The 24,258-nt window shown below is 60.2% G+C and carries 19 protein-coding genes; 12 read left to right on the top strand and 7 right to left on the bottom strand.

What is annotated here, in order from left to right; genetic code table 11:
• The first annotated feature begins 1 nt into the window (after position 1).
• The 3 genes from HGT1_RS10360 (at position 2) to HGT1_RS10350 (ending at position 5,123) form a co-directional block, all read left to right on the top strand.
• A complete protein-coding gene (locus HGT1_RS10360; RefSeq protein ID WP_176249870.1) occupies positions 2–1,369 on the top strand; it encodes a response regulator in 1,368 nt (455 codons plus the stop codon).
• A gap of 132 nt (positions 1,370–1,501) precedes the next feature.
• Positions 1,502–3,724 carry a PAS domain-containing sensor histidine kinase gene (locus tag HGT1_RS10355; RefSeq protein WP_176250214.1) on the top strand — a complete coding sequence of 741 codons (2,223 nt, stop codon included), beginning with the start codon at positions 1,502–1,504 and terminating at the stop codon, positions 3,722–3,724.
• Complete coding sequence (locus HGT1_RS10350) at positions 3,717–5,123, top strand: sigma-54 dependent transcriptional regulator (protein WP_176249869.1); 1,407 nt, start codon at positions 3,717–3,719, stop codon at positions 5,121–5,123. The genes HGT1_RS10355 and HGT1_RS10350 overlap by 8 nt, the downstream gene beginning before the upstream one ends.
• On the opposite strand, the gene HGT1_RS10345 is transcribed toward HGT1_RS10350, so the two are convergent.
• Complete coding sequence (locus tag HGT1_RS10345; protein ID WP_176249868.1) at positions 5,120–5,590, bottom strand: hypothetical protein; 471 nt, start codon at positions 5,588–5,590, stop codon at positions 5,120–5,122. The two genes, HGT1_RS10350 and HGT1_RS10345, sit on opposite strands and share 4 nt — an antisense overlap.
• Positions 5,591–5,742: 152 nt before the next feature.
• Here HGT1_RS10345 and trkA point away from each other — a divergent pair, with 152 nt between their 5' ends.
• The 5 genes from trkA to HGT1_RS10320 all read left to right on the top strand — a co-directional run bounded on the left by trkA (position 5,743) and on the right by HGT1_RS10320 (position 10,866).
• Complete coding sequence (trkA, locus tag HGT1_RS10340; protein ID WP_176249867.1) at positions 5,743–7,119, top strand: Trk system potassium transporter TrkA; 1,377 nt, start codon at positions 5,743–5,745, stop codon at positions 7,117–7,119.
• Positions 7,120–7,141: 22 nt separating this feature from the next.
• The gene (locus tag HGT1_RS10335) at positions 7,142–8,680 is read left to right on the top strand and encodes a TrkH family potassium uptake protein (protein WP_176249866.1); all 1,539 of its coding nucleotides are present in this window, start codon (positions 7,142–7,144) and stop codon (positions 8,678–8,680) included.
• A 141-nt stretch (positions 8,681–8,821) separates the two neighbouring features.
• Positions 8,822–9,061: an RNA chaperone Hfq gene (gene hfq, locus HGT1_RS10330; protein WP_093915014.1), complete on the top strand. Its 240-nt coding sequence runs from the start codon at positions 8,822–8,824 to the stop codon at positions 9,059–9,061.
• Positions 9,062–9,102: 41 nt separating this feature from the next.
• Positions 9,103–10,356, top strand: coding sequence for a GTPase HflX (gene hflX, locus HGT1_RS10325; protein WP_176250213.1), 1,254 nt, complete (start codon positions 9,103–9,105; stop codon positions 10,354–10,356).
• A gap of 108 nt (positions 10,357–10,464) precedes the next feature.
• A complete protein-coding gene (locus HGT1_RS10320) occupies positions 10,465–10,866 on the top strand; it encodes a DUF2177 family protein (protein ID WP_176249865.1) in 402 nt (133 codons plus the stop codon).
• 69 nt (positions 10,867–10,935) lie between these two features.
• Here the strand turns inward: HGT1_RS10320 and HGT1_RS10315 are convergent, their stop codons facing one another.
• Both HGT1_RS10315 and HGT1_RS10310 read right to left on the bottom strand, forming a co-directional pair.
• The gene (locus HGT1_RS10315) at positions 10,936–11,499 is read right to left on the bottom strand and encodes a pseudouridine synthase (protein ID WP_176249864.1); all 564 of its coding nucleotides are present in this window, start codon (positions 11,497–11,499) and stop codon (positions 10,936–10,938) included.
• Entirely contained in the window at positions 11,496–13,964 is a 2,469-nt protein-coding gene (locus tag HGT1_RS10310) for a penicillin acylase family protein (protein ID WP_176249863.1), read from the bottom strand. The genes HGT1_RS10315 and HGT1_RS10310 overlap by 4 nt, the downstream gene beginning before the upstream one ends.
• Before the next feature lie 100 nt (positions 13,965–14,064).
• On the opposite strand from HGT1_RS10310, the gene HGT1_RS10305 reads away from it, so the two are divergent.
• Positions 14,065–14,937, top strand: a complete 873-nt coding sequence (locus HGT1_RS10305; protein WP_176249862.1) for an NAD(P)-dependent oxidoreductase — start codon at positions 14,065–14,067, stop codon at positions 14,935–14,937.
• 43 nt (positions 14,938–14,980) lie between these two features.
• On the opposite strand, the gene HGT1_RS10300 is transcribed toward HGT1_RS10305, so the two are convergent.
• Together HGT1_RS10300 and hemB are read right to left on the bottom strand one after the other, a co-directional pair.
• A complete protein-coding gene (locus tag HGT1_RS10300; RefSeq protein ID WP_176249861.1) occupies positions 14,981–15,547 on the bottom strand; it encodes a YSC84-related protein in 567 nt (188 codons plus the stop codon).
• Positions 15,548–15,689: 142 nt separating this feature from the next.
• A complete protein-coding gene (hemB, locus tag HGT1_RS10295) occupies positions 15,690–16,688 on the bottom strand; it encodes a porphobilinogen synthase (protein WP_176249860.1) in 999 nt (332 codons plus the stop codon).
• Between the two features lie 153 nt (positions 16,689–16,841).
• Between hemB and HGT1_RS10290 the strand changes: the two genes are divergently transcribed.
• Together HGT1_RS10290 and mfd are read left to right on the top strand one after the other, a co-directional pair.
• Entirely contained in the window at positions 16,842–17,369 is a 528-nt protein-coding gene (locus HGT1_RS10290; RefSeq protein WP_176249859.1) for a component of SufBCD complex, read from the top strand.
• A 31-nt stretch (positions 17,370–17,400) separates the two neighbouring features.
• Positions 17,401–20,883: a transcription-repair coupling factor gene (gene mfd / locus HGT1_RS10285; protein ID WP_176249858.1), complete on the top strand. Its 3,483-nt coding sequence runs from the start codon at positions 17,401–17,403 to the stop codon at positions 20,881–20,883.
• Between the two features lie 50 nt (positions 20,884–20,933).
• Here the strand turns inward: mfd and HGT1_RS10280 are convergent, their stop codons facing one another.
• Positions 20,934–21,809, bottom strand: a complete 876-nt coding sequence (locus HGT1_RS10280; RefSeq protein ID WP_176249857.1) for a DUF533 domain-containing protein — start codon at positions 21,807–21,809, stop codon at positions 20,934–20,936.
• Positions 21,810–21,947: 138 nt separating this feature from the next.
• Here HGT1_RS10280 and HGT1_RS10275 point away from each other — a divergent pair, with 138 nt between their 5' ends.
• A complete protein-coding gene (locus tag HGT1_RS10275) occupies positions 21,948–22,841 on the top strand; it encodes a DMT family transporter (RefSeq protein ID WP_176249856.1) in 894 nt (297 codons plus the stop codon).
• On the opposite strand, the gene HGT1_RS10270 is transcribed toward HGT1_RS10275, so the two are convergent.
• Positions 22,838–24,250: a YdiU family protein gene (locus HGT1_RS10270; RefSeq protein WP_176249855.1), complete on the bottom strand. Its 1,413-nt coding sequence runs from the start codon at positions 24,248–24,250 to the stop codon at positions 22,838–22,840. The two genes, HGT1_RS10275 and HGT1_RS10270, sit on opposite strands and share 4 nt — an antisense overlap.
• Positions 24,251–24,258 lie beyond the last annotated feature (8 nt).

Raw genomic sequence — 24,258 nt, 5'->3', positions numbered from 1 at the left:
AATGGATGGCACAGTTCTGGTCGCCGATGATGACCGCACAATCCGCACGGTTCTGACGCAGGCGCTGACCCGCGCGGGCTGCAAGGTCCACGCAACCTCCAGCCTGACCACGCTGATGCGGTGGGTCGGCGAGGGCAAAGGCGATGTGGTGATTTCGGATGTGGTCATGCCCGACGGTAACGGGCTTGAGATGCTGCCCAAGATCGCCAAGGACCGTCCCGGTTTGCCGGTTATCGTGATCTCGGCGCAAAACACCATCATGACGGCGATCAAGGCCGCCGAGGCCGAGGCCTATGATTATCTGCCCAAACCGTTTGATCTGCCCGATCTGATGAAACGCACGGCGCGCGCCCTTGAACGCAACGGCGCGCCACGTCGCGCGGTGCAAACCAATGATGCGGGCGACCGTGATGACCTGCCCTTGGTGGGCCGCACCCCTGTGATGCAGGCGCTGTACCGTGTGGTTGCACGGGTGATGAACACCGATCTGCCGGTGTTGATCTGGGGTGAATCCGGCACCGGAAAATCCCTGATCGGCAAGGCGATCCACGATTTTTCCGACCGCCGCAACCTGCCGTTTGTGACCGTCACCTCCTCGGAGTTGCAAGACATCGAAGGACCGGCCCGCGTATTGGCACGGGTGCGCGGTGGTACGCTGCTGATCGACGAGATTGGTGATTTCTCCGAAGAAATTCAGGCCCGCATTGCACGGATGATGGATACCCCCGGCGAACATGCGCCGCGTTTTCTGGCGACCAGTCAATCGGATCTGGCCGCCGCGATGAAGGCAGGCACCCTGCGCCGCGATCTGTATTACCGCCTGTCCGGTGCAACCTTGCACGTGCCTGCCTTGCGCGACCGCGTCGAAGACATCAGCCTGCTGGCGGCGCATTTTCTGGAACGCTCTGAAACCGGGAACACCGTGCCACGGGCGCTGTCCGACGGGGCGGCCAAAGTCTTTGCCAATTACCAATGGCCCGGCAACGTGCGCCAGCTGGAACATGCGATGCGGCAGCTGGCCCTGACCAGCCGCGCGCCGGAGATTACCCAAATCGAGGCCGAACAGGTCTTGGGCGCGCAGCCCGACCCCGAACCGTTGCGCGCACAGGCAAATACCGAAAAACTGGGGGCCTCCGTCGAACGGCATCTGCAGCGGTATTTTGACCAGCACGGGTCGATGTTGCCGCCTCCGGGGCTTTATGCGCGTATCCTGCGCGAGATCGAGGCCCCGTTGATTGAAATCGCCCTCTCCGCAACCGCAGGTAATCAGGCTAAATGTGCCGATCTGCTGGGAATCAACCGCAATACCTTGAGAAAAAAGATCACTGACCTCGATATAGAGGTGACACGCGGTCGCAAAATGATGTAAAAGAGCCACATAACCGTGGCCATCGGGCCTCACAACCCGATCAGGACCACATTAATAGGCAGTGGATGCATTCTTGCATCACATCATCGGTGAGGATTGCGGGTGCTAACCCGGTCACGCAGTTATTATTTGTTGCGTCTTGAGCGTTTGCGCCGTGTCCGGCGTTATCGCAATGTTGCAACCATTGGGCTGGTCGTTTTGGGTCCCGTGCTGGCGCTTGTCACCTATCTGGTGCTGGGGCCATTGGGGCAGGGGGCGAACACCCCCAGCTTGCGGCTGATCCTGCTTACCGATCTTGTCTATATCCTACTGGTTGCGGCGCTCGTGTTCAGTCAGGTCGCGCGCCTGATTGCGGCACGCCGCGCGAAATCGGCAGGCTCGCGGCTGCATCTGCGGCTGACCGGTGTGTTTGCGCTGATGGCGCTGATCCCCACGGTCAGTGTCGCGGTCTTTGCCGGTCTGACGATCAATGTCGGGCTTGAGGGTTGGTTTTCGGAACGTGTGCGCAGCGTGGTTGGCAATTCGCTGGCGGCGGCACAGGCGTATGAATCCGAACAGCGCGACGATCTGATTGCCGATGCCATTGCCTTGGCGCGGGGCATCGACACGGCGCGATCCCAAGGCGTGAACATCCCCGATTCCCAACTGCTGGCCGAAGGACAATTGCAGATCCAGCGCGGCCTGCGCGAGGCCTATCTGATTGATGGCACGGCACAAATTCGGGCGCGCGGTGACCGGTCCTATCTGTTCGACTATGAGGCACCGGATGCCGAGCAGATCAGGCAGGCCCAGGAAAACGAAGGCCGCCCGCTGGTCATCGAGGACTGGCCCAACAATGAATTCCGCGCCCTTGTCCCGCTTGACTCCTATCTGGACCGGTTCTTGTACGTCAGCCGCGACGTCGATGGCGAAATCCTGTCGCTGCTGGATGACACAAGGGAAACCGTGCGTCTGTATCAACAGCTTGAAAACGAACGCGGCAAGCTGTTGTTCGAATTCGGGCTGCTTTATGTGGGCTTTGCGCTGATCCTTATTCTGGCGGCGGTCTGGTTGGGGCTGTGGTTTGCCGAACGTCTGTCCGGCCCCGTGGGCCGCCTGACTGTGGCCGCGCAACAGGTGGGCGCGGGCGATCTTGAGGTGCAGGTCCGCGAAGAAAACGGCGATGACGAAATCGCGATGCTGGGCCGGTACTTCAACCAGATGACCAAACAGCTCAAGGGCCAGCGCGAGACCCTGCTGGACAATACCCGTCAGATCGAACGTCGGCGCCGCTTGTTTGACTCGGTGCTCAGCTCGGTCACGTCTGGGGTTGTGGGCCTTGATCCCGAAGGGCGCGTGGCCTTTGTGAACCGGTCGGCGATGCGCTTGCTGGATTGGGAGGAAGATCAGCAATCGCTGGCGATTGCGGTGGCGGTGCCCGAATTCGGGCCGCTGTTCAACACCGTGGTGTCCGGCCATGGCGAAGTCGCCCAAGGCGAGGTCAAAGTATCGCGGCAAGGCCAGATGGAGAACCTGCTGGTCCGCGTGGCCACCCGCCGCAGCGAGGACGGGCGCCTTGAGGGCTATGTTGTGGCCTTTGACGACGTGACCGATCTGGTCAGCGCCCAGCGGATGGCCGCATGGGGCGACGTGGCCCGCCGGATCGCCCACGAGATCAAGAACCCGTTGACGCCGATCCAGCTTAGCGCGGAGCGCATCCAGCGCAAATTCGCACGCAAATTGCCCGACGATGCAGAGGCGCTTGAGCAATTGACCGGCGTGATCATCCGCCAGACCGGCGACCTGCGCCGTATCGTTGACGAGTTTTCCAAATTCGCGCGGATGCCCGAGCCCGAAACATCCGAGCAGGATGTCGCGCAACTGGTGCGCGATGCGGTGTTGCTGCAACAAAGCGGCCAGCCTGACGTGACGATTGTCGCGACCCTGCCAGAGGGGCCGGTCGTGGCCCCCGTGGATGCTACGATGATGTCACAGGCCCTGATGAACCTGATTAAGAACGCAGGCGAAGCCATTGAAAGCCTGAAACAAAAAGGCGCTCCAGATGACCTTGATCCGCGCATCGAAGTGACCCTGACCGTGCAGCCAACAACAGTTCAAATATCAATCGCTGACAATGGTATCGGCTTGCCAGAAGACCGCGCGCGGCTATTTGAACCCTATGTAACAACCCGCAGCGAAGGCACAGGCTTGGGCCTGCCCATCGTGAAAAAGATAATCGAGGAACATGGCGGCACCTTGGTGTTGGAAAACGCCCCCTGTTTCGACGGCCAATCCCATTTTGGCGCTATGGCGATCATTACATTGCCCCTTAGTGTCACACCCCCGACAACCGAATTGGAGACCCCAGATGAGTGACATCCTGATCGTGGACGACGAACGCGATATTCGCGAACTGATTTCTGACATTCTGGAGGACGAAGGCTATGCCACGCGGCTGGCGGGCAATTCGGACGAGGCAATGGCCTCCATCAATGCGGAACCGCCAGCGCTGATGATTTTGGACATCTGGTTGAAGGACAGCCAGATGGACGGGATTGATATCCTCAAGACGGTCAAGCGTGACAATCCTGATGTGCCGGTCGTTATTATCTCGGGGCACGGGAATATCGAAATCGCCGTCGCCGCCATCAAGCAGGGTGCCTATGATTTCATCGAAAAGCCGTTCAACATCGATCAGTTGCTGGTGGTGATCCGCCGCGCGATGGAAACCTCGCGTTTGCGCCGTGAAAACCAGACGCTCAAGCGGCGCGATGTCACGAATGCCAAAATGATCGGGTCTTCGACCGCGTTCAAAACCCTGATGGGCCAGTTGGACAAAGTCACCAAATCAAACGGGCGCGTCATGCTGCGCGGCCCCGCCGGTGCCGGCAAGGAAATCGCCGCGCGCTATATTCACAGCAATTCCGCCCGCGCTTCGGCACCGTTTGTGACGATCAACTGCGCCAGTGTGGCCCCCGACCGGATGGAAGAAGTCCTGTTCGGCGTGGAAAGCGCTGAGCGCGGGATCGAGCCGGGATTGCTGGAACAGGCCCATGGCGGTGTGATCTTTTTCGACGAGGTCGCAGACCTGCCGCTTGGCACACAATCGAAAATCCTGCGGGTGCTGGTCGACCAGCAATTCACCCGCGTGGGCGGGCATGACAAGGTGCGCGTCGATCTGCGTGTGGTTTCCAGCACCAACAAAGACCTTGATGCCGCGATCAAGGCCGAAACCTTCCGCGAAGAACTGTTTCACCGCCTGAATGTGGTCCCGATTTCCGTGCCGTCCCTGGAGGAACGCCGCGAGGATATTCCGGTGCTGGCCGATCACTTTATCGCCGAATTCAACAGCAGTCAGGGCTTGCCTTTGCGCGCGTTCTCGGATGATGCGGTGGCCTTGCTGCAAACCATGGTCTGGCCCGGCAATGTGCGTCAGTTGAAAAATCTGGTGGAACGGGTACTGATCCTTGGCGATGGCACCGGCCCGATCGAAGCGCGCGAATTGCCCGGAGAGGACGAAAACACCGAGGAAGACGGTCGCGTCGTCCTATCCGGTGCCTTGGCGACCTTGCCGCTGCGCGAGGCCCGCGAAGCATTCGAGCGGGAATACCTGCTGACCCAGATCAACCGTTTTGGCGGCAACATCAGCCGCACCGCCAATTTTGTCGGCATGGAACGGTCCGCGCTGCACCGCAAGCTGAAAAGCCTTGGTGTCGTGACCTCGGCCAAGTCCGGTACGCGCATCGCCCATGTCGATGACGAAGTCGAAGGCTAACCCAAGGTGACGATCTGAAAGCTGCCGTCGGGGTTGCGGATCACACAGGATTTCGCATTCAACGGGGGCAGGGTGGTCGTCGCCCGTTGCGGGGCCGATTGCGCCACAGATGCGGGGCAGGCCGGAATCGACACGGGGGCAAACCCCTTGTCGGCCATACATTGGGCTTCGACCCTTTTGCGCAAATCGTCGTTGGGATCGACCGTATAAAGCATCCCCGGCTCGTAAAACCCCGGCACAACGTAACAGGTGCCCGCAGCGTTGCATTCGCTGCGCGCAGGGATATAGCGCGGCGGCGTTTGGACGATACGGGTCGAGGGCGGCACCTTGTCGAGCGCTTCGACCTCGCAGATTGTCGTTTGGCGCTGGACGGCTGCAACACTGGCACCCGCCTTGTAATAAGTGTTCAGCGGGGCGCAGGCCCCAAGCCCGAGGACCCCCATCACCCCTATGGTCAGAGTTTTCATCTTATGTACCGCCTTTATTGCCGCTGAATGCCGCTGGGGCCATTTAGACATTTGAATTGACCCTTGCATAGCCATCTGTCATTCAAATCAACGATCAAGCGGGTGGTTGCCGCCTTGCCCCGACATCGGGCGAAACGCCAAAGGAACCTTTCATGAAAGTGATTATTTGCGGTGCAGGTCAAGTCGGCTGGCAGATTGCACGCCATCTTTCCGGTGAACGCAACGATGTGACAATCGTTGACAGCAACGCCGATCTGGTGCGCCGCGCCACCGATACGCTGGATGTTCAGGGCATTGCCGGCTTTGCCAGCTATCCCGATGTGCTGGACCGTGCAGGCGCGCGTGACGCGGAAATGATCATCGCTGCGACCCATTCGGACGAGGTCAACATGGTGACCTGTCAGGTCGCCCATTCGGTTTTCGGCATCAACCGCAAGATCGCCCGTCTGCGCAGCCAATCCTATCTGACGGCGATTTACTCCGACCTCTACCGCCGTGACCACATGCCCATCGACGTGGTGATCAGCCCCGAAAAGGAAGTCGCGGCCGCAGCGCTCCAGCGGTTGTCGGCACCGGCGTCTTTTGACACCGAAACCTTTATGGATGGTATGGCCCATCTGATCGGCATCCAGATCGACGAAGGCTGCCCCGTGGTCAACACGCCGCTGCGCCAATTGTCTGATCTGTTTTCCACCCTGCGTGCCGTTGTCGTTGGTGTGCGCCGTGATGGCACCTTGTTTGCCCCAGAAAGCAAAGACCAGATTTTCGTGGGCGACGCCTGCTATGTCTTTACGCACCGCGATGACATCGCCCGCACGCTCGAGATTTTTGGCAAGAAAACCAGCAAGTTGGAACGCGTTGTTCTGGTTGGTGGCGGGAATGTCGGTCTGGCCGTCGCACAAAGCCTTGAGGGCAAGGAAAAACGCGTCCGCACCAAGATGATCGAAAAGAACCGTGCCATTGCCGAACGGGCTGCCGAAGCTTTGGAACGCACCATCGTGTTGAACGGGGACGGTCTGGATGCGGCCCTTTTGGCCGAGGCCGGGATCAGCCGCGCAGATGCGATGATGGCGATCACCGATGATGATAAAACCAACATGCTGGCCTGTGTGCGCGCCAAGGCCGAAGGCTGCCCCTATGTCATCGCGCTGATCAACGACCCGACGCTGGTACCCCTGATGGAACCGCTTGGCATCGACGCCTATATCAACCCGCGCGCCACCACCGTCAGCTCCATCCTGCGCCACATCCGCCATGGCCGGGTGCGTGCGGTCTATTCGATCGGTGACGCCGAAGCCGAAGTGATCGAGGCCGAAGTGCTGTCCACCTCGCCACTGGCTGGCAAACGCATCGCCGAGATTGATTTCCCCGAAGGCGTGCTGGTTGGCATGGTGCGCAAGGGCGACAAGGTGATACGGCCCCTTGGCAGCACCCGCATTGACGAAGGCGATGTGATCGCTGTTTTCTGTATGGCAAAAGACGTGCCGCAGGTTGAACAGTTGATGCAGGTCTCGATCGACTTTTTCTGATGCGATATCAGGACGCCGCCGCATGAGCCGCAAACGCAATATCCGCAAGGAGCTTTTGGAACTGCCGTTGTTCCTGCTCATTTTCGGGATTTTCTCTGCGTCAATGATCGTGCCTGCGTTCTATGGGGTGGTCACCGATGACCTGCTGGCGTCACGGGCGTTTTTCTATTCCGCGCTGTTGGGTATGGTTGTCTTTGCGATGATCGCCATCGCGCATTCGGGGCGCAAACCCCGGCATGGGGCGCTTGGGCCGTTGTTGTCGCTGTTTTGCAGCTTTGTGGTTTTGCCCGCGATCCTTGCGGTGCCGTTTCTGGAAGCCTTGCCAACCACGCGGTTCCTGAACGCCTATTTCGATATGGTCAGTTCGATCACCACCACAGGGGCAAGCCTGTTCGACGATCCCGGACGGCTGAGCGATACCTTGCATCTGTGGCGCGCGCAGGTGGCGTGGATGGGCGGGCTGCTGATGTGGGTCGCGGCGTCGGCCATTCTGGCACCGCTGCACCTTGGCGGGTTCGAGGTGACATCCCAGGCCGAACCGGGCAACCCCGACGACCGGCGCACCACCGCCACGGCCCCGATCAATCCGCGCTTGCGGGTGTTACGCTCGGCCGGGGCGCTGACGCCGACCTATCTGGCGCTGACGCTGCTGCTTTGGGTTTTGCTGCTGGCCAATGGTGACCGGTCACTGGTTGCGCTGTGCCACGCGATGTCGGTGATGGCGACATCCGGTATTTCCCCCCTGGGCGGCATCCATGACACAGGCGTCGGATTTGGTGCCGAGGCGGTGATGATGCTGTTCATGCTGTTTTCGCTGTCCCGGCTGACCTTTTCCAAAGATACCGTTACAGCCACCCAAGGCGGTTTGCGCACCGATCCGGAATTTCGCATGGGGTTGGCCCTGATCATCGGTGTGCCGCTGGTCCTCTTTGCACGGCATTTTATTGGCGCATTCGACGTCTCCGCCACCTCCGAAGCGCAGGAAAGCGGCAGTGCGCTTTGGGGCGCGATCTTTACCGTGACCTCGTTTCTGACGACCACGGGTTTTGTCAGTTCGTCCTGGGCGCAGGCCCAAAGCTGGTCCGGGCTGGAAACGCCGGGCCTGATCCTGATGGGGCTGGCCCTGATCGGGGGCGGGGTGGCGACGACTGCCGGTGGCGTGAAACTGCTGCGGGTTTTTGCGCTGTACCGCAACGGCGTGCGCGAGTTGGAACGGCTGGTGCACCCGAATTCGGTGTCCGGCGCAGGGACTGCGGGGCGGCGCCTGCAAAGCAATGGCGCGTTCATCGCGTGGATCTTTTTCATGCTCTTTGCCCTGTCGCTGGCCGGTGTGACCCTGCTGCTGACCTTTGTCGGTGCACCGTTTGAGGATGCGCTGGTGATGTCGGTGGCAAGCCTTGCCACAACAGGACCGCTGATCGAATTTGCCGCCGATGCGCCGATTGCGCTGATCGAGCTGGGCGACCCCGCAAAGATGATCCTGATCGGGGCGATGGTGCTGGGGCGGCTCGAAACTTTGGCTATTATCGCCTTGCTGACCCCTGATCTGTGGCGTGCGTGACACGAATTGTAGCCCGCCTGACAGGGCTGCGTGACATTTGGGGTGGAAACTCCTGACGGGCACCTACATACTCGGTCGAAATCGGGGTCCGGTCCGCGGACATCAGCAAGAACAACAGCAAGAAAAAAAGGCGAGACCATTATGGCGTCTGACAGACAAAACCTTCAGGATGCATTCCTGAACCATGTGCGCAAAACCAAAGTTCCAGTGACGATCTTTTTGATCAACGGGGTAAAGCTGCAAGGCGTGATTACCTGGTTTGACAACTTTTGTGTGCTTTTGCGCCGGGATGGTCAGTCGCAGCTTGTCTACAAGCACGCGATCTCGACCATTATGCCAAGCCAGCCAATCTCGCTTTATGAAGGTGAAGACGCGAATTGACGCGCCCTCCTTTTCAGATCGACGACACCGCAGGCCCGAAAATGACACGGGCCTGGGTGTTGCACCCTGACATCAAGACCGACAACAACCGCCGAATCGCGGAACCGGCCCTGGCCGAAGCCGTTGCCTTGGCCGAAGCGCTTCCCCAGCTTGAGGTCGTCGGCCAGGAGGTTGTCATCTTGCGCACCGTGAACGCGGGGATGCTGTTCGGGTCCGGCAAGATCGAAGAGCTGAAACAGCGCATGGAGGCCGCCGAGGTCGAGCTGGTGTTGGTGGACGGGCATGTGACGCCTGTACAGCAACGCAACCTCGAGAAAGCCTGGGGCGTGAAGCTGTTGGACCGCACCGGTCTGATCCTTGAAATTTTCAGCGACCGCGCCGCCACCCGCGAGGGTGTGTTGCAGGTCGAAATGGCCGCGCTGAACTATCAGCGTACGCGGCTTGTGCGGGCCTGGACCCACCTTGAACGCCAGCGCGGCGGATTGGGGTTTGTCGGGGGTCCCGGCGAAACCCAGATTGAATCGGACAGACGCGCCATCGACGAACAACTGGTGCGCCTGCGCCGCCAGTTGGACAAGGTGGTCAAAACCCGCGCCTTGCACCGTGCGGCACGCGCCAAGGTACCGTTTCCGATTGTGGCGCTGGTGGGCTATACCAACGCCGGAAAATCCACGCTTTTCAACCGGTTGACCGGTGCGGATGTGATGGCGAAAGACATGCTTTTCGCCACCTTGGACCCGACCATGCGCAGCCTGGTGCTGCCCGACGGCCCCGAGATCATCCTCAGCGACACGGTCGGGTTCATCTCGGATTTGCCGACCGAACTGGTTGCCGCGTTCCGCGCGACCCTCGAAGAGGTTCTGGCCGCCGATATCATCTGTCACGTGCGCGATATTTCCCATGCCGAGACCGAAGAGCAGGCCCAGAATGTCCGCGATATTCTTACATCCCTTGGCGTGCCCAAAGACACCCGCAGCTTTGAGATCTGGAACAAGATCGACCTGCTGAGCCCTGACCGCGCCGACGCTGTACGCGCCCGCGCGGCACGGGACGAGAACGTGTTGGCGATCTCATCCCTGACCGGTGAGGGTCTGGACGAACTTCAGGCCACAATCGCAAAAGCACTGCAAGGTGCCGTGCGCGAGGCCGATCTGGTGCTGAGCTTTGCTGACGGGAAAAAACGCGCATGGCTGTTTGCGCAAGAGGTGGTTTTGCACGAAGAGCAGACCGAGGACGGCTTTCATCTGACCGTGCGTTGGTCAGCACAGCAAGAAGACCAGTTTCAACGTCTTTGATCTGCCGGTAGCCTAGGCGGAAAATTTTTTCGAAAAATTTTGCCGGAAAATTCGAATTTTCCGCTGCGCGACGCATATGGTGTACAGTAACTTGTGCGGGGAAATCTTATGACGTTGATCATTCTATATGTGCTGACATTCGCGATTTTTCTGGGTCTGGATTTTCTGGGGCTGAGCTATTTGATCAAGCCGGTGTTCTCGCGTGATATCGGGCCGCTGTTGCTGGAGAGTTTCCGCCTTGCGCCGGCCTTGGTTTTCTATGCCTTCTACATCGCCGTTTTACTGTATTTCGTCTCCTGGCCCGCGGTGGTTCAGGATAAATCCTTGATCTGGGTATTCCTGAACGCGGCCCTGATCGGGGCGTTGGGCTATGGCACCTACGAGTTTACCAACCTTGCCACGCTCAAGGATTGGACCCCGCAGATGGTCGCCACGGATTTTTCATGGGGTGTGGTTTTGACGGGCGTATCGGCAACCGTTGGGGTTTGGGCCACGCGGTTGTTTTCATAAGGTGACAGGTTGGCTGGGGGCCAGCCCCCTGGCCTTTGGCCGCCCCCCGGGATTTTATCCCATTTGGAATTAACGGCCTGTTTCCGATGAAAAGCGCCATGTGCCGGGTTGCATGTTGTTGAGCTGCCAGTCGCCGACCTGGGCGCGGATCAGGCGCAGGGTCGGCAGGCCCACATGGGCGGTCATGCGGCGGACCTGGCGGTTGCGGCCTTCTGTGATCGTGATCGCAAGCCATGCGTCGGGGACCGATTTGCGAAACCGCACGGGCGGGTCGCGGTCCCACAGCACCGAGGGTGCGTCGATCTGGGATGCTTTGGCCGGGGCGGTTTTGCCGTCTTTGAGGGTCACACCGCTGCGCAGGGCGTTCAGGGCGGCCTCGTCCGGGGTGCCTTCGACCTGGACCCAATAGGTTTTTGCCAGTTTGTATTTCGGGTGGGAGATGCGGGCCTGCAAGGGACCGCTATCGGTCAGCACCATCAGGCCTTCGCTGTCGCGGTCAAGGCGGCCGGCCGGGTAGAAGCCTTTTTCATCGATATAGGCCGACAGGGTCGGGCGCGGAGATCCTTCGGTGCTTTTGTCGGTGAATTGCGACAGCACCCCGAAAGGTTTGTTGAACAGGATCACGCGGTTCATGGTTGCGCCGGGATCAGTTTGGTGACGCCAACCGATGCGGCGCGGGCCAGGTCTTCGTCGAGGGACATCGGGATATATTCACCGCGCCGCCACAGCTGGGCGAGGTTGTCATAGTAGCGCGACAGGAAATGCCCCGACTGTCCGGTCGAGGTGATGAAGACCGAGGAATCCGGATCGGCAAAGTCGTAGACGCCGCGGTACCCCGCACCATGGACGTTAAAGAACGGATCGGGCCCCGTGCCTTTGGTGCGGCCGCGTTGCAGGGTGTTATCCCCGCCCGAGGTCGATTGGCGGATGTTGACGAAATAACGCAGGATCGGGACGTCGCCCAAGGTTTGGTGGTCGTGGGTTGCCTGATGCGCATCGCCCCACCGCAGGGATTCAAGCTGGCTGCCCCATGTTTCGTTGATCCAGATCAGGGCATCATCCAGCGCAAGCCGCGCCATGTCGGGGCAGGTTTCAACCGGGGCGGATTGCAGGACATCGCACCACACACCCGCGCCATCGACATTGCGGAACACCCGTTCGATGAACAAGGGTTCCACATGGTCGAATTCGGCTGCCAGGGGGCCCAGTTCGTCCTGGATCAGACGTTCCTGCAAGGCGCGCAGCCATGCGGCATAGATCAGCGGTTCGGGCAGGTGTTCGTTCATCTCGCCCGACCAGCCCGCCAGCAGGATCAGGGCGCGTTCGCGTTGACGCTCGGAGGTGCCTTCGGCGGTGGCTTCGCCGGTGAACCACAATTCGGCCCCGATCAGGGGCAGCAGGGTGCGCGCGGTAAAGCTGACCGTGTCCAGTTGCGCTTCGATAAAGCTGTCGCGGGTGTGGACCTGACGGCGTTGCATCAGATTGCGCCAGCGTTGAATGCGCTGCGTATCGCCCCAGACAAAGGACACATGGTTGGGGAAGGGCCGGTCCAGCGTCTTGTTGTTGGTATTGCCAAGGATACCGCCGCGAGGCGCGACAAATTCGGGGTTGGAGCCATAGGGCAGGCGGCCTTGCCAGCGGTTGGCAGCAACCCAGCCTGCGGTGGGCATCCGCCCCTGACTTTGATGGGCAGGATCGCGGGCAGGCAGGGCACCGATGGTTTTCATCGCAATGGTTTCGCGGTCCACCAATGTCAGGTTCTGTGAGGGTGCCAGGTAGTCGGCGGCGGCGGCAAGGCCGGTTTCGACCGATTTCGCCTCCATCAGCGCCATGGCAGAGGCAAGAGAGGTGTCGGCGGGGCTGAGCGCGGTCCAGTTCAGGGTGGCCACGTGGCCGGGCGGTGTGATGGCGGCAAGGTTATAGTGACTGCCGGGCATGACTGGGCCATTATCTGTCCAGCGCAGGGTCAGGGTGATGGGATCGGCATCTTTCACCGTGATGATAGAGGCGCGTTTGACAAAGGCTTTGAACCCGTCCGGCGTGCGGTATTCTTCGGGGTTTTCGGAGTTCAGCTCTTCGATATAGACGTCCTGATCATCGGCGTATGACGATGTCAGCCCCCAGCCCAGTTCGGCCGAGCGCCCGGTCAGCACCACCGGAATGCCTGGAATTGTCGCCCCGATCACGCCGCCCGATTGCAGGTCAAGCCGTGCCAAATACCACATTGTTGGCGCGGTAAAGCCAAGGTGGGGGTCATTGGCGATCAATGTCCCGCCCGAGGCGGAACGGGCCCGCGCGGCAGCCCATGCGTTGGAGGCACCGGCCAGATCAAAGGATTTGAACGGCGACAGCGGGTTCGGATCAAGCGGTTTGTTTTCGGAAAACTGCGGCACGCCCGGTACAAGGGCTGCGTATTCGGGCAGGGCGGCAATGCCACTGCCCGGCGCGTCGGGCAGGATATCCTGCAGGCGCTTTTGATCGGGCAGGGCCAGCGAGGTGCGGGCGCGCTTTACCTCGGCATCCAGATGTCCCGACAGCTGCAACGCCATCAGTTTGACCATCGCCAGCGAATCTGCCGGGCGCCACGGCGCGATCGGCGCGTCAAACAGCAGCATTTCGGGGGCACCACGGCCCAGGGCTTCTTCGTTGATCTGGTCCAGACGGGCGTTCACCCCTGCGGCATAGGCCTCGAGCGCGGCGCGGGTCTTGGGGTCGAGGGTGTCGACCGACCTGACCGCCAAAGTATACAGGTCAAACCGGCGCAACAGCCGGTCGATGTTGATGGTCGCGGTGCCGAAAACTTCGGACAGGCGGCCCTGCACGGTGCGGCGCATGGTGATCATCTGCCACAAGCGGTCCTGCGCATGGGCAAACCCGAGGCCATAGAACACATCGCGATCATTCTGCGCGAAAATATGCGGCACATTGGCGTTATCGCGCACGATCTCGACCTCGGCCCGCAGGTTGGGCACCACGACGGTATCGTCATAATCGGGCAAGGATCGCGACGCGAGCCAGTATACCCCCCCAACAGCGACCACAATTAGAACGATCAACAAGGTGGCAAGACGCATAAGCCACTTAAAAATCACTGCCATCGGGTGCTCCTGCATGGACCCCACATATGATTGACCAAAGCACGTGGGGTGTTAGGTATTGTACCAGCCAATAGCGCAACTGAATGATAAGGAAAAGACGATGGCAAAACTCGCATTTCTAGGACTGGGCGTCATGGGCGGCCCGATGGCCGCGCATCTGCTAAAAGCAGGCCACGAGGTTACAGTATACAACCGCACGACTGAAAAATCCCGTCAGTGGGTCGAAGCCAATGGCGGCGCGATGGCAATGACTCCGCGCGAGGCGGCGAAAGGCGCTGATTTCGTGATGTCATGTGTCGGCAATGATGACGATCTGCGGTCGGTCTGTTTGGGTGATAACGGGGCGTTTGCCGGCATGCACGAAGGCGCGATTTTCGTGGATCACACGACGGTATCCGCCGCCGTCACCCGCGAGCTTTATCAGGCTGCGGATGCGGCGCTGATCAGCTTTGTTGATGCGCCGATTTCAGGCGGGCAGGCAGGGGCCGAAAACGGCCAGCTGTCGATCATGTGCGGCGGCGACACCGGTGCCTTTGACCGCGCGCTGCCGGTGATGGAGGTTTATTCCAAGATCTGCCGCCGTTTGGGCGACAGCGGTGCCGGCCAGATGACCAAGATGTGCAACCAGATCGCGATTGCCGGTCTGGTGCAAGGCCTGTCGGAGGCGCTGCATTTCGCCCAGAAAGCCGGTCTTGATGGCCGTGACGTGGTCGAAGTCATCAGCCAGGGGGCCGCAGGAAGCTGGCAGATGTCCAACCGTTTCGAGACCATGCTGGATGACAAGTTCGATCACGGGTTCGCGGTGGACTGGATGCGCAAGGATCTGGGCATCTGTCTGGATACAGCAGATGAAATTGCCGCCAGCCTGCCGGTCACGGCACTGGTCGATCAGTTCTATAAAGATGTGCAAAAGCTGGGCGGTGGCCGTTGGGACACCTCGAGCCTGATCAAGCGCCTGAACGCCGCAGGCTAAGAGAGCGCCCGGTCCGCAAGATCTGCGGGCCGGGCCTGTCCGTTTATGGAATGATGCGAGAGTATTTGCTGCCCTCAAGGGTGGCACCGATGCGCAGACCGGCGCGGCCGAACACAGCCGCCAATACGGGCGAAAGCGCCGTGGTCGTGTCGGCGTTCACACTGTCGCCTTTGTCATCAATCACATATTCAACATTGGCACCTGCCGCCCAACCGGGGGACCGGCGGAAGCCGTTCAACGCGTCTTCGGTCATGAAAAACAGAACATGCGCATATTGCTGAGCGCCAATCTGAATCCCGCCCGTCGCCTTGGTCATCGAATAATAATCGACGGTGACATTGTTCACCAGCAACGCACCGCGCCCGTATCCGCCACCCAGACCCAAGCCCGCTTCGGTCACCAGAGGCATGACCAGCATGCCGTTTGATTTTTGGGCCAATTGCCGTGTGTTGGGGAACTGGCGGTACATTTCTTGCAAGGTTGTAGCAACCCGTGCGTCGATCTGGCCGCTGCCACGGCTGCCCACACCATTACCACAAGCCGCAACGGCCCCGACGCTTGCCAACGCGCCCAACGCAAAAGCGCGGCGCGAGAAAGAGGAATTGTTCATTGTATTTTGCCTGTAATTGCCTGTGCCGGTTTGTCCCGACTTATCAGCAATCATATGCCGAATAATCCGCGGTGTCACCAATTTAGGCCACGAATCGGCGGTGATCTGCCACCCATTCGTGATTTATATACGGGTTTAAGGGCTAAGCCCCCATCAAACGCGCGACTGCCGGTGCGAAATAGGTCAAGACGCCATCACAACCGGCGCGTTTGAAACCCATCAGGCTTTCCATCATGACGCGTTCTTCGTCGATCCAGCCGTTTTGGGCTGCGGCCTTGATCATGCTGTATTCACCCGACACCTGATAGGCAAAGGTCGGCGCACCAAAGGTCGTTTTCACCCGGTGGCAAATGTCCAGATAGGGCAGGCCGGGTTTGACCATGACCATATCCGCACCTTCGCGCAGGTCGCGTTCAATCAGGCGTAGGGCTTCGTTGCTGTTGGCGTAATCCATCTGATAGGTTTTCTTGTCGCCCGTCAGGGCACCCGATGCGCCGACCGCATCGCGGAACGGCCCGTAAAATGCCGACGCATATTTCGCGGAATAGCTCATGATCATCACATCGGAATGGCCGGCCCCTTCGAGCCCTGCGCGAATGGCACCGATGCGCCCGTCCATCATATCCGAAGGACCGATGATATTTGCCCCTGCATCCGCCTGTGCCAGCGACATCTTTACCAGCGCCTCGACCGTGCGGTCATTGACGATAATGCCGTTTTCGACAAACCCGTCATGGCCATTGATATTATAGGTATCCAGCGCGACATCGGTCATGATCACCATCTCGGGCACCGCATCGCGGATCGCGCGGATGGCCCGGTTGGGGTTGTTGTCAGGGTCCCAGGCACCGGCGCAATCCTCTGTGCGGTCCTCGATCCCGGTATAGGGGAATATGCACATCGCCCCGATGCCCAGATCAGCCGCCTCGCGGGCGGCTTCGACCACCTTGTCCACGCTGCGCCGGAACACGCCGGGCATCGACGGGATCGGCTCTTCGATGCCTTCGCCGGACCGCACGAACACCGGCCAGATCAGATCCCCCAGCTCAAGCGAGTTTTCGCGCACCAGCGCACGGATGCCCGCAGATTGACGGGTCCGGCGCAGACGTGTCGCCGGAAAGGCAGCTTGTTGGGGTCTCATGAAAAAATACCTCGGATGTTTCAACACAAGGCTTGCCATTTATTTTTGCACGGCTCAAGGCTAGGAATTGGTGAAACGCCCCGTTATCACGGACGTAGGTTGTATTGCTATGCGCCGCTGCTATAAAATTTCACGATCAAAGACAGGCACTCCTTGGATTTATACCAAACAATTTTAGAAGTGATCGACATGCGGTCGTTCTCGAACCTTTGGTTCTGGATCGCGCTGGCGGTTATCTGGTCCTCTGCCAGCCATTGGGTGCTGGGTGTGCCCTATGACATGGTGCTGCGCGCGCGCCGTCAGGGCGAACAGGCCCAGATCGATCTTGAGGACATGGTCCGCATCAACGTGAACCGTTTGCTGTATATCACGCAGGTGTCGGGCATGTGGATTTTGGGCTTTAGCTGCTTTTTCCTGACCATGCTGTTCACCTTGGCCGTGTTTTATCACTTTGAATTCGCACAAGCGGTGCTGCTCTTGGCCTTTCCGCTGTGCCTTGTCGGGGTGCTGAGCGTGTCGACAGCCCAGCAAATCCACGAGGAATCGGCCACGGGTGATCTGCTCTACCGGCGTCTGACGCGGCACCGGCTTTATACCCAGATGATCGGGATCGTTTCGATTTTCGTCACCTCGATCTGGGGGATGTATCAAAACCTCTATGTGGGTCCGTTCGGCGGTTGACAAAACCCGCCCGAGGATCAAGTGACATCTCATGTCAAATACCACTCAGATAACGCTGTCCGGCGTGCCCGAAGGCTTTGATGCCCGCGCGTTGCTGGACGAGCTGACCAAAAACAAGCGCCCCGTGATCCATGTGGCGCGCGATGACAAACGTATGGCCGCGATGCAATCCGCGCTGCGGTTCTTTGCGCCCGATATGCCGGTCATCACCTTTCCCGGCTGGGATTGTCTGCCCTATGACCGCGTGTCACCCAATGCCGATATCTCGGCGCAGCGCATGGCGACGCTGGCGGGGTTGGCGCATGGGATGCCCGACCAGTTTATCCTGCTGACCACGTTAAATGCGGCGACCCAGCGGGTGCCCGCGCGCGCCATTCTGCGCGATGCCGCCTTTGCCGCCCGTGTCGGCGACCGCATCGACGAAGCAGCCTTGCGCAATTTTCTGGTGCGTATGGGTTTTGTCCAAAGCCCAACAGTGACCGAACCCGGTGATTATGCGATCCGGGGCGGGATCATCGACATTTACCCGCCCGGTGATCTGGGCCCCGTGCGGCTGGATCTGTTCGGCGACACGCTGGATGGCGCGCGCCGTTTTGACCCGCTGACCCAACGCACCACCGAAAAGCTGGATCTGGTCGAACTGGCCCCCGTGAGCGAAGTCATTCTGGACGAGGCGGCGATCACGCGGTTTCGCCAGAATTACCGCATCGAATTCGGGGCGGCGGGTACGGATGATCCGCTTTACGAGGCCATCAGCGCGGGGCGCAAACATCAAGGTGCCGAACATTGGATGTCGTTTTTCCACGAAGAACTGGAAACCATCTTTGATTATCTGCCCAAGGCCAGCGTCACGCTGGATGATCAGGTCACCGCACAGCGTTTGTCGCGGTGGGACAGCATCGCCGACCAGTACGAGACCCGCCGCCTTGCGATGGCGAACCGCTCCAAGATGGACAGCGTGTACAAACCCGCGCCGCCCGAAGGTCTGTATCTGACCGACACCGCATGGGAACAGGCGCTGATTGGCAAGCGGGTGATCCAGTTCAAGCCCTTGCCGCAGCCCACAGGCCCGAATGTTCTGGATGCAGGCGGCCGTATCGGCCGTGATTTCGCGCCTGAACGCCAACAGGAATCTATCAGCCTTTTCGGGGCTTTGGCCAAACATCTTAAGGTGAAACTGAACGAAGGCCCCGTTGTCATTGCCAGCTATTCCGAAGGTGCGCGGGAACGGCTGACCGGATTGATCGAAGACGAAGGCATGGGCGAAACCATTGCCATCAAAAATGGCACGCGGATCGGCAAACGCGGGTTGCATCTGGCGGTCTGGGCGCTGGAACACGGGTTCGAGGCCCCATTGGCGGCTGAGAAAAGCAAGCTCACCGTCATCTCGGAACAAGACATCTTGGGCGACCGTCTGATCCGGGCCACCAAACGCAAACGCCGCGCCGAGAACTTCCTGACCGAAACCCAATCGCTGACACCGGGCGATCTGGTGGTGCATGTCGACCACGGCATTGGCCGCTATCTGGGGATGGAGGTCATCACCGCCGCTGGTGCCGCCCATGAATGTCTGCTGCTGGAATATGCAGAGAATTCAAAGCTGTACCTGCCGGTCGAAAACATCGAACTGCTGTCGAAATACGGCCATGACGAAGGTCTGCTGGACAAGCTGGGGGGCGGCGCGTGGCAGTCGAAGAAAGCCAAGCTCAAGGAACGCATCCGCGAGATGGCGGACAAGCTGATCCGGATTGCTGCCGAACGCGCCTTGCGCCGCGCCCCGATCATGGACCCGCCTCCGGGCATGTGGGACGCGTTTTCCGCGCGCTTCCCCTATACCGAAACCGACGACCAGATGTCTGCCATCAACGATGTGATCGACGATCTGACATCCGGCAATCCGATGGACCGTCTGATTTGCGGCGATGTCGGCTTTGGCAAGACCGAGGTCGCGATGCGTGCTGCTTTCGTGGCCGCAATGTCGGGCTTGCAGGTCGCGGTGATTGCCCCCACGACCTTGCTGGCGCGGCAGCACTATAAATCCTTTGCCGAACGGTTCCGCGGCTTCCCGCTCGAGGTCCGCCAACTGTCGCGTTTTGTGTCGGCCAAAGACGCCAATGCCACCCGCGAAGGCATGGCCAAGGGCACCGTTGATGTGGTGATCGGCACCCACGCGCTGCTGGCAAAGAACATCAAATTCAACAACCTCGGCCTGTTGATCATCGACGAAGAACAGCATTTCGGCGTGGGTCACAAGGAACGCCTCAAGGCGATGCGCACCGATATCCACGTGCTGACCCTGACCGCGACCCCGATCCCGCGCACCTTGCAGCTGAGCCTGACGGGCGTGCGTGATCTGTCGATCATCGGCACACCGCCCGTGGACCGTCTGGCGATCCGCACCTATGTCAGCGAATTCGACAGCGTCACCCTGCGCGAGGCGCTGTTGCGCGAACATTATCGCGGCGGGCAGTCATTCTACGTGGTGCCCCGCATCAGCGATCTGCCCGAGATTGAGGCCTTCCTGAAGGAACAACTGCCCGAACTGACCTATCTGGTCGCCCATGGCCAGATGGCTGCGGGCGAGCTGGATGACCGCATGAACGCGTTTTACGACGGCAAGTACGACATCCTGCTGGCCACAACGATTGTTGAATCCGGTCTGGATATTCCGACCGCCAACACCATGATCGTGCACCGCGCCGATATGTTCGGTCTGGCGCAGCTTTATCAGATCCGCGGCCGTGTCGGGCGCTCAAAAACCCGCGCCTATGCCTATCTGACCACCAAACCGCGCGCCAAACTGACCGCCACCGCCGAAAAGCGTCTGCGGGTGTTGGGCAGTCTCGATACGCTGGGGGCAGGGTTCACGCTGGCGTCGCAGGATCTGGACATTCGCGGCGCGGGCAACCTGCTGGGCGAAGAACAATCCGGCCAGATGCGCGATGTCGGCTTTGAGCTGTACCAATCCATGCTGGAAGACGCGATTGCCAAGATCAAGGCGGGCGAGCTGGAAGGCGTGATCGAAGATGACGGCCAATGGGCACCGCAGATCAATCTGGGCGTGCCTGTGCTGATCCCCGAAACCTATGTGCCTGACCTTGATGTGCGTCTGGGGCTCTACCGCCGCCTGTCGGGCCTGACCACCAAGGTCGAACTCGAAGGCTTTGCCGCCGAGCTGATCGACCGCTTTGGCAAGCTCCCGCGCGAGGTCAACACGCTGATCCTCGTGATCCGCATCAAGGCGATGTGCAAACGGGCAGGGATTGCCAAGCTGGACGGCGGGCCAAAAGGCGTGACGATCCAGTTCCACAACGACAAATTCGCCTCGCCCGAGGGGTTGGTGACCTTTATCCAAAACCAGCGTGGCTTGGCCAAGGTCAAGGATAACAAGATCGTGGTGAAACGCGATTGGGCGACGGATACGGACAAGATCAAAGGGGCCTTTGCCATTGCCCGCGATCTGGCCGAACATGTCATCGCCAAGGAAAAGCAGCAGAAAAAAGCAAAAGCCTGAGCCGTTTCAGGCCCAGGCTTTCACCCGCGTTTTAATTCGGTTCTAGCGGATCAGGTATACAGCGACGGCACACCCATTTGCGCGTGAATTTCATTCACCGCAGCCGGTGCCATCCCATACCCCTTGGCCAGCTGGTGCAGATATTGCGCCTCGTCTTGGGTATCGAGATCAATGGCGAGCAGGGACATGGCATAAACCTGCGCGGCCATGCCATCGGGGGTCTGGGCAACCAATCCGTCAATATCAACGGGTGCTTCCATACGCGCCTGCACAAAGGCCGCTTCCTCGGCATCGACATCGCCAAGATGGCTAAGCAGCTTCTCGCGCTCGGCCTCGTCAAAGGTACCATCGGATTTCGCGGCCTGAATCATCGCGGCAATCATCAATGCGGCCAGAACTTCCTGATCCTGCGACGGCTGGATCGCGGGGGTGGCATTGGCATCAAACTGAGAATTCAGCACAGCACCGAAATCGGCTTCCTCGCGTTCCGGTTTACCGCTGGTTGAGCCGCCAAGCCCCGCCAGCAGACCGCCAGCACCCGCAGCACCCGCCAGACCGCCCAGCAATCCGCCCAGACCACCGCCAGATGCGGCAGACCCGCCAGCGCCGCCCAACTGGTTCAACAAACCACCCAAACCACCACCAGAGGCACCGGAACTGCCGCCAAGCTGGTTCAGCAATCCGCCCAAGCCGCCGCTTGATCCGGCGCTGCCGCCCATCAAACCGCCCAGCATGTCTTGCAATCCGCCGCCCGCAGTCCCCGTGCCGCCCGACGCACCACCTGTCAGACCGCCCAGCAAACCGCCAAGGCCGCCCGCGCTGCCCGCGTTTTGCGATCCGCCGCTGCTTTTCTTCATCATCGCGCTGGCACCTTTGGCCACGGCAACGCCAATCGCCACCTTGGCCAGTGTTTTCATCAAGCTCATTTTCAAAATCCCCGTTGGTAAATTATGCGCAGACTGTGTTGCAAATGAGGGGGCGGCACAACCTAATATAGACCTGCGGCCCAAAGCTCGGCGGCTTTATGCGATTGACAAGCAGCAAGCAACACGGGTTTGTGAGGCATGGAACGCAAATCTCAGATAGACACATTCGGGGCCATCGCGCTGATCGCTTTCGCCCTCAACCTTGCCTTTAACCAGGTGGTGATCAAAGTCACGAATGGCGGGTTCAATCCGGTGTTTGCGGCGGGGCTGCGGTCGCTTGGGGCGATTGTGATTTTGGTGATCTGGATGAAACTGCGGGGTGTCAGTTTTGCCTTTCCCCGCGCGGCGCGCGGCTGGGCTGTCGTATCGGGGTTGCTGTTCACCTTTGAGTTCACCTGCCTTTTCATGGCGCTGGATGGCACCACCGTCAGCCGGGCGTCGATTATTTTCTATTCCATGCCGGTTTGGCTGACGATTGCCGCGAATTTCCTGATCCCCGGTGAACGCCTGACCCGGCTCAAGATCATCGGGCTTGGGATGGCGATGTCCGGCGTGGCGCTGGCGCTGAGCGACCGCAGTGGCGGGCATGTCAGCTGGACAGGGGATATACTGGCGCTGACATCGGCGTTCTGTTGGGCAGGGATCGCGTTGCTGGTGCGGGTCACCCCGCTGGAAAAGGTCCCGCCTGCGCAGCAGCTGATGTGCCAGGTTGCGATTTCCGGGCCCATTCTGGTGCTGATCGCCCCGCTGTTCGGCCCTTTGATCCGCGATGTCCAGATGATCCATCTGGCGGGTCTGGGGTTTCAGATCATCGCTGTCGCCAGCCTTGGGTTTCTGGCATGGTTCTGGCTCATGTCGGTCTATCCCGCATCGACCGTGGCATCGTTCAGCTTTCTGTCACCGGTGTTTTCGGTGATCTTGGGGTGGCTGTTGCTGTCCGAGCATGTCGCATGGTCGGTCTGGGCTGCCTTGGTGTTGGTGGCGGCGGGCATTTACCTGATCAACCGAAAGCCCCGCCTGCCAAACGCCTAGGTCCCGCAAAAGGTCGCGGGCACGATTTCCTGATCTGTCGGCGGACGGTGCAGATCGGGGTCCGTCGCCTCGAACGGTGTCGCCAGTGCGGTCATCAGCCGATTGAACGGGGCCATGTCGCCAGCGACCGCAGCCTCGATCATATGTTCGATCCGGTGATTGCGCGGGATGATCGCTGGGTTTGCCGCCGCCATCACGGCCTGCGCATCCGGTTGCGACGCAATACGCGCCTGCCATCTGGACTGCCACGCGGCAAAACCGTCGCGGTCGGTGAACTGGTCCTGCGCCGTATCGGTTCCCAACGCGCGGAACGCATTGGTGAAATCCGCGCCGTTCTGTTGCATCAACGCCAGCAGGTCATCGATCAAGGCGGCGTCTTCGGGCTGCGCTTCGGAAATGCCGATTTTCGCACCGAACCGTTTCAGCCAGGCCGCCTCGATCTGGTCGGGCATGGCGTGCACGATCTCGGTTGCCTCGGCGATGGCGTCGTCTGCCGCCTCCATCTGCTGGATCAGCGCGGTGGCTAGCTGCGCCATGTTCCACACCGCGATTTGCGGCTGGTTGGAGAACGCATAGCGCCCCTGACGGTCGATCGAGCTGAACACGCGGTTGGCGTGAAACGCATCCATGAAAGCACAGGGGCCGTAATCAATCGTCTCGCCCGAGATGGAGCAATTATCGGTGTTCATCACCCCGTGGATGAACCCCACAGACATCCACGCCGCGATCAGATCGGCCTGCGCAGCAGAAACGGCGCGCAGCAGCCCCATAGGCCCGTCGGCCTGCGGATAGTGACGTTTGATGGCATAATCGGTAAGCGTGCGGAGGTTTTCAACCTCGCCGCGATGGGCATAGACCTGAAACGTGCCGACGCGCAGATGGCTGGCGGCAACGCGGGTCAGCACGGCACCGGGCAGGGCGGTTTCGCGGTAGATATCCTCGCCCGTGGCGACAGCGGCCAAGGCGCGGGTCGTGGGGATGCCAAGGGCGTGCATCGCCTCGGACACCACATATTCGCGCAACACAGGGCCCAGCCATGCCCTTCCGTCACCGCCGCGCGAATAGGGTGTCGGACCGGACCCTTTTAGCTGGATATCGCGCCGTTGGCCGGTGCTGTCTATGACTTCGCCCAGCAGGATCGCACGGCCATCGCCAAGCTGCGGGTTGTAATTGCCAAACTGGTGCCCCGCGTAAAGCTGCGCCAACGGGTCAGCCCCTTGCGGCAGGTCATTGCCGCCAAAGGTAGCGGCCAGATCATCGGACCCGGCCTCGGCAAGACCAAGGATTTGCGCCAGACCGGCGTTGAACGCCAGCAGCTTGGGGTCGGCCACAGGGGTCGGGGCGATGCGGGTATAAAAGCCGGCCGGCAATGCGGCAAAGCTGTTATCAAAGGGGGCGCTGATTTTCATGGGTCAGA

The sequence above is a fragment of the Sulfitobacter sp. HGT1 genome (assembly GCF_013282155.1).
Classification (GTDB): Bacteria; Pseudomonadota; Alphaproteobacteria; order Rhodobacterales; family Rhodobacteraceae; genus Sulfitobacter.
Note: the sequence above shows the minus strand (reverse complement) of the source record. Positions and strands in the feature narration are given on the sequence as shown.